9 protein-coding genes and 1 pseudogene are annotated in these 12,719 nt (G+C 45.8%); 2 read left to right on the forward strand and 8 right to left on the reverse strand.

The features are described from left to right. Window positions 1-53 precede the first annotated feature (53 nt). From DY78_RS01275 to DY78_RS01305, 7 genes and pseudogenes are all read right to left on the reverse strand, one after another. A pseudogene (locus DY78_RS01275) lies at window positions 54-488 on the reverse strand (VIT1/CCC1 transporter family protein); the annotation flags it as partial. 27 nt (window positions 489-515) lie between these two features. Continuing rightward, window positions 516-1,193, reverse strand: coding sequence for a VIT1/CCC1 transporter family protein (locus DY78_RS01280; protein WP_024625701.1), 678 nt, complete (start codon window positions 1,191-1,193; stop codon window positions 516-518). 215 nt (window positions 1,194-1,408) lie between these two features. After that, window positions 1,409-2,395 carry a choloylglycine hydrolase family protein gene (locus DY78_RS01285; protein ID WP_024625702.1) on the reverse strand — a complete coding sequence of 329 codons (987 nt, stop codon included), beginning with the start codon at window positions 2,393-2,395 and terminating at the stop codon, window positions 1,409-1,411. 95 nt (window positions 2,396-2,490) lie between these two features. After that, a complete protein-coding gene (locus tag DY78_RS01290) occupies window positions 2,491-4,545 on the reverse strand; it encodes a heavy metal translocating P-type ATPase (RefSeq protein ID WP_024625703.1) in 2,055 nt (684 codons plus the stop codon). A 180-nt stretch (window positions 4,546-4,725) separates the two neighbouring features. After that, on the reverse strand, window positions 4,726-5,157 hold the full coding sequence (locus tag DY78_RS01295; protein WP_024625704.1) for a CopY/TcrY family copper transport repressor: 432 nt from the start codon (window positions 5,155-5,157) through the stop codon (window positions 4,726-4,728). A 171-nt stretch (window positions 5,158-5,328) separates the two neighbouring features. After that, a complete protein-coding gene (locus DY78_RS01300; RefSeq protein WP_156404088.1) occupies window positions 5,329-9,039 on the reverse strand; it encodes a mucin-binding protein in 3,711 nt (1,236 codons plus the stop codon). A gap of 454 nt (window positions 9,040-9,493) precedes the next feature. Further along, the gene (locus tag DY78_RS01305) at window positions 9,494-10,327 is read right to left on the reverse strand and encodes a KxYKxGKxW signal peptide domain-containing protein (protein WP_024625706.1); all 834 of its coding nucleotides are present in this window, start codon (window positions 10,325-10,327) and stop codon (window positions 9,494-9,496) included. Between the two features lie 551 nt (window positions 10,328-10,878). Between DY78_RS01305 and DY78_RS01310 the strand changes: the two genes are divergently transcribed. Next, a complete protein-coding gene (locus DY78_RS01310) occupies window positions 10,879-11,820 on the forward strand; it encodes an aldo/keto reductase (RefSeq protein ID WP_029779105.1) in 942 nt (313 codons plus the stop codon). Window positions 11,821-11,857: 37 nt separating this feature from the next. Here DY78_RS01310 and DY78_RS01315 read toward each other — a convergent pair whose 3' ends face one another. After that, window positions 11,858-12,136 (reverse strand): hypothetical protein, encoded by a 279-nt coding sequence (locus DY78_RS01315; protein ID WP_024625708.1) that lies wholly within the window; start codon window positions 12,134-12,136, stop codon window positions 11,858-11,860. Between the two features lie 146 nt (window positions 12,137-12,282). Between DY78_RS01315 and DY78_RS01320 the strand changes: the two genes are divergently transcribed. Further along, window positions 12,283-12,699: a hypothetical protein gene (locus DY78_RS01320; protein WP_024625709.1), complete on the forward strand. Its 417-nt coding sequence runs from the start codon at window positions 12,283-12,285 to the stop codon at window positions 12,697-12,699. Window positions 12,700-12,719: the final 20 nt, after the last annotated feature.

Below are 12,719 nucleotides of genomic sequence, written 5' to 3' on the forward strand. Positions count from 1 at the left end.
AAGCTGATCTTTTTTGTCCGAACAGCGTTCGGATTAATTTTACAATCTACCTAGTGACCTAATTGCATGTCATACTTGACGCTAACGACCGTTTCCAACGGTTTCTTGGCTAATAAATCTTTAGCAATCGCTAGCGAAGTTTCTTCGGTAACGCCCATCGTCATATAATGGCGCTTTACCGCCGCAACTTCACTATCAAAGTCCGTCTTCAATAATTGCCGTTCTTTTTCGACGACCGCTTTTTCAGTATCCTTTTGCGTGCTAACCGAGGCATATTCCCCAGACGCCATTGAAAAGGCACAAGCAAACAAGTCCGATAAGCCGGCGATAAAAATCGTAAATTGATTAGTCGTCGCCGCCGCAACACTGAATAGCACCCCAACAACGGTTAAAATCCCATCGTTAGAACCGAGGACGCCGGCCCGCAATGTATTGAGCTTTTCGTCCATCGTTTGTTTTTCTTTTTTTGGTTTTGCTTTCGATAACATCATTTTGACACTCTCCCATCAATTAACTTAGGCGAATAGCCGGCCGATAAAGTACGTGACGACCATCGTTAATAATCCTGAAACCACGTTCCGCATGACCCCATGTTTACGGTTGGCATTGCCTAAGACCGCCGCGACATATCCGGTAATGGATAACGCGATGGCCACCGCAATCACGGTCGCGATAACTTTGATTTTCGGTGGGAAACATGTAATTGAAACTAACGGTAAAATCGACCCGGTTGGGAAGGCGATCATTGACGCAATCCCGGCCGCATAAGGACTAATAAATTCACTGGGGTTAAAGCCGTAACGTTCCCGCACGGTCGTCCCTAAAGCATTATCAGCCATCATTTCTTTCGTAGCTTGTTGGGCGAGCGGTTCACTGATACCGAGCTCAACATACTTATCAGTGACCATCTTCGCTTCCGCATCATAATCATCAGCTAAAGCTTGCTTTTGATGCTGAATCGCCATCTTTTGTGAGTCTTTTTGGGTATTGACGGAAACATATTCCCCCATGGCCATTGAAATGGTCCCCGCCAGCATCCCGGCCAACCCAGAAATCAAAATCGAAAAACTGTTGGTCGTAGCACCAGCGACCCCCACAACAATCCCCGCAACGGACAAAATACCATCATTGGCACCCATGACACCGGCGCGCAATATGTTGACCCGTTGTGCTAAGGTCATTTTTTGTTTCATAATTGCCAACTCCCATCGACTACTTTGTAATCATTCTTACTTAATACATATTATTCTCTTTAAGTAGAAATTGCAAGTCCCTTTTGCTGACATTATTTTTAAGTTATGGAAGCCTAAATTCAAATATAGTGTACCATCAATTTCACTTTATTGTTACTTAAACTCAACAAAAAAACGACCAACAAGTTGCGTTGGTCGTTTTTTGAGCGAATTAACTAATTCACTGCATTAAATTGTTGGCTCTTTTTCAAGGCAAATTCGGTCGGTTGATCAGCCGTCATCAAGGCATCGGTCAATGCTACCCGCGTAATTGTTTGGTCATCATATGGTTGGATATAAAAGGCCGGTTCATGCATGCTCATGTACGCCCGATATTGGGTATAATCAGCGGAACCATCGGCGCTCAGCTTAACCCCCTTGGGAATTTCAACTGAATTCAACATGTGGGATAAGGCATTAATCGCGGCACTGTCTTCGGCCACATCATCCGTGTATTGGCGCATAAACGCTGTCCGAACAAAGCGAGATGGTGACGTATAATCACCAGGCATCCCCATCGCACCCGTCCCGGGACCAAAAGCGTTTACTTTCAAGTCACCCATCTGGCGACTCGGATGAGGACCGGGTTGTAATTGTAAATAGTTACTCAAGTTCTTCAGTTGCCACCCGAAGTCCGGCGTATTGGTCATAACACCCACGGGATTTTCCATGTAATGCATCCCGTCAGTTTCTTGTTCTAAGACATAGGTATTACCATCGCGGTCGCTAATAATCCAATGGAGTGGCACCACAATGTTTAATAACGGTGCGGCGGCTTCCATAATATTCAAGTCGGCCAAGCGTTCGCCTAATTCGGCCGTGCTTTTGACGTTACCTAAAATCCACATTAACACTTCGTGCGGTGCTAAGTTGATTTGGTCAGCAACGGCTTCCGTTTCGTAGTGGGCTTGCCCTGAGAAATAGAGGGCCGCGGCGCTAACGCCGTATTCATTGACCCCATCAACAAGAATATAGCCATTTAAATCACGGCCGGTCCCTACAAAACTATAGGGGGCGTCAAAGCCAGCGGCATTCGTGACGCTACTAAAATGATGGTGCCGGGGAATCGCGACCGGGCGGCCACCGAGTTCAAACGCGAAGTCCATCGTCCGCGCTAAAAATCGATCACCAGTTGTCGTTTGAAACGTTAAACTCGTACACATTGGTGCTCACATCCTTGATTTCATAATATTATTTATTTTAGCACCGAACTCAAGGTGTGGCATGCATTTGCAACATTTAATTTACGGTAATCAGTTTAGTCTTTGATATGCAAGGTCATCGCGTTGATAGCGACAATCACGGTACTCAATGACATCACGACCGCACCAAACATCGGATTGAGGATGAAGCCGATGGGCGCTAAGACGCCGGCCGCTAATGGAATCGTAATAACGTTATAGCCCGCGCCCCACCAGAGGTTTTGGGTCATCTTACAGGTCGTTTGCCGCGCCAGTTCCAAGAATTGAACGACATCGTTCGGGTTACTCTTAACTAAGACCACATCGGCTGAGTCAATGGCCACATCGGTCCCGGACCCAATGGCCACGCCAATTTCCGCACTCGCTAAGCTGGGCGCATCATTGACGCCATCGCCAATCATCATGACGGGACTGCCATCAGCTTGATATTGTTTCACTAATTTGGCTTTATCTTCTGGTAACAGACTTGCGTGCACTTCGGTAATCCCGAGTTGTTGCGCCACGACTTGGGCACTTTGCGCGTTATCACCGGTCAGCATGACGGGGGTAATGTGTTGTGCTTGCAGACTCGTAATCAAGTTCTTAGCTTCAGGTTTGATTTGGTCACCTTGCGCGGCATAGCCTAACACTTGTTGGTCAGCCGTTAAAAAACTGACCGAGTTCCCCGCTGAAGCTAAGCGGTCAAACGTGGCGTGGTCATAGGCCAGTTGTTGCCGGTCTAAGTAAGCCGCCGAAACAACTTGATAGGTCCGACCATTGACCGTTCCTGATAACCCGACCCCGGTAATTTGATGCACATCTTCGGCCGGCGCGGGGGTCAACTTTTGATCCTTAGCCGCCGTTAAAATACCCACGGCTAACGGATGACTAGACCCGGTTTCCAAGCCCGCCATAATTTGTAAAACGTCATCAGCTTGATATTGCGGGTCCAAACTTTGATACTCGGCCACTTTAAAGTTACCTTCCGTTAATGTCCCAGTTTTATCCATTAACGCATAGTTCAACTTTTTAACTTGTTCCATAGCGTCACGATTCCGAATCAATAAACCGTGGCTAGCCGCAATGGCGGTACTCCGGGCTACGACTAACGGAATCGCTAAGCCTAAAGCATGCGGGCAAGCGATGACTAAGACCGTGACCGCAATTGATAAGGCTAATGCCAAGTTACCGACTAATAACCAGACGATAAATGCGACGATGGCAACCGTCAACGCGGCGTAGAACAGTAACCCTGCCACGCGGTCGGCCATGTTTTCCTGTTCCGACTTAGCGGCTTGCGCATCGGAAACTAACTTCATCACTTGCGCCAAATAGCCATCTTCGCCGGTCCCAGTAATCCGCATCTCAAACGTACCTTCACCGTTAACCGACCCACCAACAACTTGGGCATCAACTTGTTTTTCAACGAGCCGCGCTTCACCAGTGACCATTGATTCGTTGACACTGGTGGCCCCACTCACGATGACGCCATCAGCGGGAATCTTTTCACCAGCACGAACTTGAACGTGGTCATCCGCTACTAAATCCGCAATCTTCACTTCTTGAACGTCACCGGCCACAACTTTGTGCGCGGTACTTGGTAATAATTTGGCTAAGTTGTCGACTGCCGAACCGGCACTCATCAGCGTATCCATTTCGATCCAGTGTCCTAACAGCATAATGTCGATCAAGGTCGCTAGTTCCCAGAAGAAATCGGTCACTGCGGGGGTCGCGTGTAACACGTTATTTTCAACGACCGCATAAATACTGTAAATGAAGGCCACGCTAATCCCCATCGCAATTAAGGTCATCATCGCTGGCTTGTGGTTATGCAATTCGGCTTTGGCCCCACTCAAGAAAGGTTGTCCCCCATAAACGAAAATGATTGTGCCTAAAATAGCAACTAAGTAATCCGTCCACGGATGCGCGATGATTTGAAACGGTAACTGCATCCCCATCATGGGACTCATCACGATTAATGGTAAGGTTAAAATCAATGAGACCCAGAATTTGCGTTTCAAGTTCCCCATGTGCATCATTTGGCCGCCGCCCATATCCATGTCCATATTCGACATGTCCATGTTGCTCATATCTTTTTCCGGGGCGTGTTGCATATCCCCCATGTTTTGCATGTTATCCATCTTCATAATTGCCACCCCTTAATCTGCTACTTTTGCTTTGTTTACATTTGTAATTTATGGTTATAGTTTACAATCGTAAACGATAAATGTCAAGTTGGAGCTTTCATTATTTTTTCAATTTTCAAAATATAAAAAAATAACGCGTCAGCTCAAGGCTCGCGCGTTACTTAATTAACATTTCGTTTGTCCCGGGACACAGTCGCAATCAACCATTTCGGGGGCCGTTTCGGCTTTTTTAGCTAAGGCGGCTTGTAATTGTTGGATGTCTTTTTGACTCAGTTGTACTTTGGCCACTAAGTCGGTCAATGTTTGTCCAACCCGCATCTGACACAAGTGTCCAAACAAAGTGGTCACCGCTTCATCCATCGACGGTTGTTCATCAACTGTCGGATAGTACGTGAAGGCCCGACCGTTTTTTTCAGCCCGCAAAGCGCCTTTCTTAATGAGCCGTCCTAGCAAGGTTTTAACCGTCGCCGTCTTCCAGCCCATCTTTTCGGCCATGATTTCAGCCATCTGACTGCTCGTCACACTGCCGAGCGTCCACGTGACCCGCATGACTTCCCATTCCGCATCACTAATTTCAATCTGTGTTTGTGCTTCCACTTTGATTAGCCACCTTTCGTGCCAATTTCTATTTTTAGTTTACAACCGTAAACAGTAAAAAGCAACTATTTAACTCAACGTTCATTCTTATGATAGCGCAGCCTTATCTAAATATAAATAAGATTATTACCGCAAAAAAGGAACGACCGTGAAGCCGTTCCTTTGCGGGGGCTAATTTAGTTGTGCCGGCGTTTGCGCGGCGGTGGCTGGCTGAATCAAATCAGCGCTAACCGTTTTGACGCTACCGGTCGCTGATTGGCGACTAGTCGTATTGCTGGTGGCATCGCTGACCTTCCGCGGCGATTGAGTGGGACTAGCAGCCGGCCGCGTTGGTTGAACTGGCGTCGTCAGTTTTACCGGCGTGGTTGGTTGACCACCGCCATTGATTTCGTCACCCTTATCAGCCTGATAAGTAATGATTGTGACATAGTCCGCATCAGCCGCGGTGACAAGGTGTATGGCCGTCACTGTGCTGTAATCTGCCTTGAAACTAGCAATGGTTGGCGACGCAACGGCCGCAAAGCTAGTTTGACCACTCGACCAAGCTGACCAAGTCGTCGCACCAGTGACTGCATCGGTCGTCTTGGTCCGCGTAAAGGTAATTGTCGCGATATAGTCTGGCGCTGCTTTAGTGCCATCGCCATAAACGTAATGAATCGTGCGCGTCACCGTCCGATTCTCAGTCGTGGCCGTGGTGGCGTGTTTCACGGTTACCGTATATGTTTGCGTCGCCTGATTGAAAGTGACGCTCGTTGTCGGATAGCCGTCGTTGACCACCTGATAACCTTGCGCTACCAATTGTTTTAACAACGCTTCCGTTTGATAACTGCTAGTGGTACCAACTGCACCGGTTAACGTTTCGTGGTGCAAGGTCTGACCCGTCGTTTGATCAACATAGACCACCTTGATCGTCCCGTGCGTCACAGGTTGCGCCTTGTACGTAACGGTCAATTCGACATTATCGCTACTAGGCGTTATGCCTTCAATAGCAGCAATCGTCGTTTGATCAGCGGTGTAGCCGTTAATGGTTGGTGACGGCTGCGCGGCAAAACTCGTCGTCGCACTCGTCCAATTTTGCCACGTCGTTGTTCCGGTGACGTTATCGGTTAGTCCCGTCCGCTTAAAAGCAATCGTCGCTTGATGGTCAGTCGCGGCGGTGGTGCCATCCGCGTAAACATAGTGGATGGTTTCCGTGACATCCCGCTGGTCGTTGACGACGGTCGTGCCATGTTTGAATTGTACGACATATGTGGCTACCGTATCATCGAACGTGGCACCACCCGCCGGATAACCATCACTAACTAAGACGTAGCCTTGACTCAACCATTTTTGAATCAGCGCCGCGGTCGTATAGTCACTGGTGGTGCCTTGGGCGCCAATCAAGGTGTCAGCGCCTAACGTTTGTCCGGTCGTCGCATCTTGATAAACTACTTGGGCGCTACCTTGTTTAACTAAGTAAGTGACGGTCGTTTCGATATCAGCGCTCGTGACGGTAATACCCGTCACGGCTGGGACCGTCATCATATCGGCCGCGTAATTTTTAATGACCGGTGAAGTCACCGCGTCAAAACTATTTTGGGTGCTCAACCAAGCATCCCACGTGTCGGTACCAGTGACCTGGTCATGGCTGCCGGTACGCGTAAATTCAATTTTTGCCGTATGATCTGTCGCCGCCGTAGTGCCATCGGCGTAGACGTAATGAATCGTTTGACTGACCGTTTTACTATCGTTGAGTGCCGTTTGGCTATGTTGTAAATGAACGGTGTAAACGGGCAACCCGTCAACAAACACGACTCCCGCCGTTGGATAATCGTCGCTAACCAATTCATAGCCTTGGTCAACGTAACCTTTGATGGTAGTGATCGTCCGATAGCCACTAGTCGTCCCTGCCGCACCGGATAATTCATCAGTGTGCAAAGTTTGTCCAGTCGTATCATCGACGTAAACGACTTGGGTCCGGTATTCAACGCCGTAGTATAAGTTCACGACTTGGGGGTCCGCGCTGTAAGTTAAGTTCAAACTTGGCGCATCGGTGCCTAAATAATTATAGCCAGCTAAAGTCGTCGTATTGGTTAAGTCTTCAGTGTCACCAATTTGTTTGCCGCTACCGAGGACTTGCTTTTGCAGGACCTCACCGGTGGCTCGGTTGATGTAATTGACAGTGATGGTGGGATTTGTTTGCCAGTTAGTGATTCGATAAATCATCGCATCGGTCAATAATTGCAAACTATAGTTATATTTACCATAGAAAATACTGAAGTAATACGGCGAATTAGCAACCGCATGTGTAGCATAGCCCCATTGACCATACGTCAAATAGTTGCCCGTTTGTTTTGGTGACACAATATAATACTGACCATCACCTAGATATTCAGCAGGGTCCCATGTCACTCCCGTTATTTTGCCATTTTCATCATAAGTATATTCTGGCGAAATACTGTAAGATTGTTCATTTTCTGAATGTAAGTACGTGCCATCGACACCAATTTGTTCGTTACTAGTAAACGTGATTGGTTGATTCGTCACAACATTAATCGGATCAGTATTTAAATATAGCTGTCCAGCAGCATAGATCCGCATATCCGTGGCAGTATTCATCCCACTCAACACTGAAAAATCAGTTAAACAATTGTCGGCCAAATTAATGACTTTAAAAAAGGTATCCGCATTATTGCTCATCGATACAAATAGCGGCGCTAAAATCGCTAATTGCTGATTAGTCATCCCGTTAACGTTTTTTTGATAATAAGTATCCACGTCATCTTGTTGCGGCTGTAAATAAATATTACGCAGTTTGGTAGCCGAAAGGTTGAGTAAGGCGGTCGGGTCCACGCGACCCCAGTAAGCCGAATACAACGCTAAACTTTGAAATTGAATGCCAGCTAACGGTGTCAAGTCTGGACTGGAAGCACTTAAATCTTCGCCGCCTTGATTATTGAGCATCGTGGTAAAGAGATTGACATACTTATTCGTCGGCAATTCTAAAAGCGCTTCCATCCCGCTATAGCTGCTGACAGCAATCGGTTTAACAAATGAACCAATGGCCACCGCCGTGCCGATGTAATGCCGAATATTGCCAATCGTAATATCAGCGCCACTAGCGACGCCTAATGCTGAACGGACAGCGGCCGCTAAATTAGCGTCTGCAAAAGTAACCACTTGGCTGTCATCGACAGTCGCGGCGGTCTTTGTTGCCATTTTAGCTAGTGTCGCTTTTACTGCAACTTTATTAGTGGTTTTAACTTGGTTATCGGTCGTACGCGTGCTGGTAGTTGGTGTTGTGGTTGTGGTCGTACTTGTAGGTGTGGTATCAGTTTTAGCGTCAGTCGTCGTGACAACTGCATCAGGAGTGGTGGCACTAGCTTGGTTAGTGGCCGCAGTGGTGGTTGAGCTATCAGTGGTCGCAGTCGTTTGACTGCTGGCAGGCGTTGTTGTTGATGTTTCGTTGGCAGTCCCCGTATTATCGGTTTCTGAATCGGTATCACCGGTTATAGTAGTTGCTGCCGTTGTCACAGTGCTGGCGTTAGTAGCCGAATTATCGTTATTAGTACTAGTTTTTTCGGCAGTGTTCTCGGTGGTGCTCGTCGCAGTGCTGCTTGACATAGTGGTACTGCTGTCGGTATCGGCCGTACGATTTTGGGCTGTTGACGTAGTGGTATTGCTGCTAGTTTGATTACCAGTGAGAACTACTGTTTTAGCAGCTGTGGTTGCTTTGGTCGTGGTCTCAGAACTGGCCGTATTATCGGCTGTATCAGTATTGGTGTCGGCATGGACAATTTTGCTAATAAGTAATGGGCTGGCCATGCTCAACATGACCATGCTTATGTAAAGCCAACTCCGATTTAATGCTGGTATAGTTTTGTGCTGATTAAAATTATTCATCTCAAAATCCCCCGCGAATTTATTTGATTCAATTAATCAATTCAAAAATATTTTAATGTACCTCTTTAATCATTATATCTCATTAATTAAATTAAGGCATTAACTTATTCAACTTAAAAATATAATTCCATAATTATTTTCATATAGATAGCTTTTAAAATCCCGCCGATATTTAAGCCGATGAAATCGGCCAAAGCCGCGCCCCTATCGCGTTAATAGCTAACGACTTTTATAACATTCGTCCCCAACTTTTACTTATTTGATTTAGAACGGATAGCCACAGCATTCCCAACATATACTGACCCTTGGTAACTTTTGATAGACTGACGGTCCTTATTAGCATCGTCAGCAAGCAATCACTACCACACAACCGGTATTAAAAAATAAATTATGAACGCAAAAAAGCGCACCCAACTAATTACTTAGTTAGATGCGCAATCATTGTGCCTAGAAATTATTCATGCCGACGGTTACGACCGAACCGGCTTAAACCGAACAAGCTGGTCACCGCTAATAAAGTTAAGCCAATAACTTCAGCAGCAGCGGCATGTTCATTCGTTTGTGGTAATTCAGTAGCGTGCTTAGGCGCAACTGGCGCGTTCACTGAGCCGTTGATTTGGGCCGTGGCTGGCATAACATTCGCCTTAGTGCCAGATGTCTGAGCAGTCTTCGTCATCTTAGCGTTTGCCTTCGCTTTAGCTGACGACTCTTTGTCAGGCGTAATCATGTCATCAGAAGTGGTGACTTTAATATCATCATCTTGTGAAGTGACCTTGCTAGATTCCGTTGGTGTCGATGGTTTTTCAGCTGGCTTGGTTGGCTCGCCCGGATTAAGGTTGTCGCCATTACCATTATTGCCATTGTTAGTATTACCGTTGTTATCGGTATTACCATTATTGTTATTATCTGGATTAGTAGCGGCGGTAACCGTTACGGTCGTCGCTTGGCTGAAGACATTGCCGGCTGCATCCGTGTAGCTGTAAGTGATCGTGTAAGTGCCCGCTTTGGTCGTATCAGTTGCCGTACCAGCATTCGTACTCGTGGCACTGTTGGTGTCCGCGCTAGCTTGATTGCTACTACTTAAAACCACTTTTTGATCACTCAATTGGCTGGCAACGCTGGTCGTATTCGTACTTTCTTCGGCACTAGCGCTGCTGTCAGTGGCTTCGTCGGCGTGACTGACAACGGTATTAACATTGAGCATCGCTAATGTCATCCCAGCAAAGACCCAGAAACGTCCTTTTTTATACATCTTGTAATACACTTTTTTATCTTGCCCTTTATTCATAGCGAAATCCCCGTTTCCAATGATTGATAGACTATTTAAGTAACCGTTAACAATTATAGATATCCTAAGTACCGACCTTTTCCCTGACAGTCCCCCGGTAAATTGGGAAGTACGATAATAAATTTAATTAATTGCTATCGTTAATAGATAAGTTGCTTATGCATTTATAATATATCACGTTAACCATCACAATTTCAATGAATATCCGCGAATAAATAACCTTTTACCATGATTGTTATTGCGCGGTTTTTAGGGGTAATGACTAGTATAATTTTGATGTTATATTTAAGCGGTTATTTTCATAATTAAAAGTAATAGCACTTTACCAACAGGCCGACTAGACCAAGGCAAAGCCGGAAAAACGTTTTTGGTGATAAATATTATTAAACTTGCATACAATTGGTTTAGGTTTTAGCTGGGGCCTTGCACCGCTTGAATTTTTTTAATTAAATTTTGCTAATTTAGCCCAACTTCCAAACAGACTAATTGCTTTTTACAGGCCATTAGCAGGACAATAAATAAAATTAACTATCGAAAGAAGTGCTCAAAAAATGGCAAACTTGGCAACGACGACAATTGGAAAATCCGACGTAACGGCTACTGCAATGGGCTTAGGTGCCAATGCGGTCGGTGGCACTAACTTATTTCCCAACTTACAAGACGACAACGGCAAAGCGTTAGTGCGGGCCGCCTTGGATCACGGCATCAACTTAATCGATACGGCCTATGCGTATGGGTTCGGTCATTCCGAAGAATTAATCGGTGAAGTGCTCAAAGACTACGATCGCAGTAAAGTTGTGATTGCGTCGAAAGCCGCGCAAAAGTTAGTCGGTGACCAAGTCGAATTACACAACGAACCGGCCTTTTTGAAACAAGCCGTCGATGACAGCTTACAGCGGCTGCAAACCGACTACTTGGATATTTTCTACGTTCATTTTCCAGATGGGAAGACGCCGTTAAATGAAGCGATCGCGGCCTTAAACGACTTAAAACAAGCCGGCAAGATTCGGGCGATTGGGGTTTCGAATGTCGATTTAGTGCAACTCAAAGAAGCCAACCAAGACAACTTGGTCGACATCGTTGAAAATGAATATAGTTTGATGGCCCGCGCGGCGGAAACCGACTTATTCCCTTACTTGCGTGATCATCAAATCTCATTTGTGCCGTACTTCCCACTCGCTAGTGGTTTATTAACTGGCAAATACCAAGCACCGATTACGTTCCCTGAAGGTGACTTACGGCGCAACAAGCCGGAATTCCAACCGGCTGCTTTCCAACAAAATATCGACCACGTCAACCAGTTGTCCACCTTAGCCAAACGCTATGACGTGACGATTGCGCAACTCGTTTTGGCTTGGTACTTAAGAAACCAAGCTGTCAGTGTTGTGATTCCAGGTGCCAAGCGCGTCGAACAAGTTATTAGCAATGCCCAAGCCGCTACCGTTGACTTACGCGCGCATGATTATAAAACCATTTCTGATTTATTTGCGTAAAAAAATGTGCAACCATTAATTTGGCTGCACATTTTTATTATGACGCTTGATGGGTGAACTGGGTTAGCATGTTCGCTAAATCGGCCACCGTCGCTGGATATGTCGTTGGATGTTGTAACAAATAACTCGTTATCCGACTTTGATATAAGACGGTCGTGGCGTTTTCGCCATTCGTCATTAACAAAGTTTTGCGAAAATCATTTAATAATTGCTGTAATCCCGCTTGCGTTGTATCGGCACGATCTAAGGTTAAGGCTGCCCGGCTGATCGCATCTAACACCATTGCTTGCGTAATTGGTTGTTGTTTTAATGTCATAATATTCCGGCCCCCACCTTTTTAAAAGAATAGCTTTTAGTATACACCGCTTCCAAGAAAAAACGCTACAAAAACTTTCGCGAATTGCTGACTAGTAGTAAATATGTTAGGATATTCCATCACTTACTTACGGAGGTTGAACTTTGATGAAACCTAATTCTAAATTCATGCAACGATTACAACAAATGATGATTGGGCGCTATGGTCAAAACGACACGCTCAACAAAGTGTTAAATAACACCGCGTTACTACTGATTATTATTACCTTTTTTGTCCGCTTCAACTGGTTAGCGTTAATTGCGCTACTATTAATTATCATTAGTTATTGGCGTACATTTTCAAAGAAAATTTACACCCAAGTTGCTATCAACCGTGGTTTCCAAAAAATCTGGTATCCCATCGTGCGTCCTTTTTTACGGTTAAACTATCAAATCAAGCAACATTGGCAATTCAAATTTTTCCACTGTGCCCAATGTTCCCAACGGATTCGGATTCCGCGCCATCACGGTAATATTCGCGTGACTTGTCCGAAGTGTGGCTATAAATTCGACGCGAAGTCCTAAAACGATTCCAGAAATCCGGT

It is taken from the genome of Lactiplantibacillus fabifermentans DSM 21115 (assembly GCF_000498955.2).
GTDB classification, from domain to species: Bacteria; Bacillota; Bacilli; order Lactobacillales; family Lactobacillaceae; genus Lactiplantibacillus; species Lactiplantibacillus fabifermentans.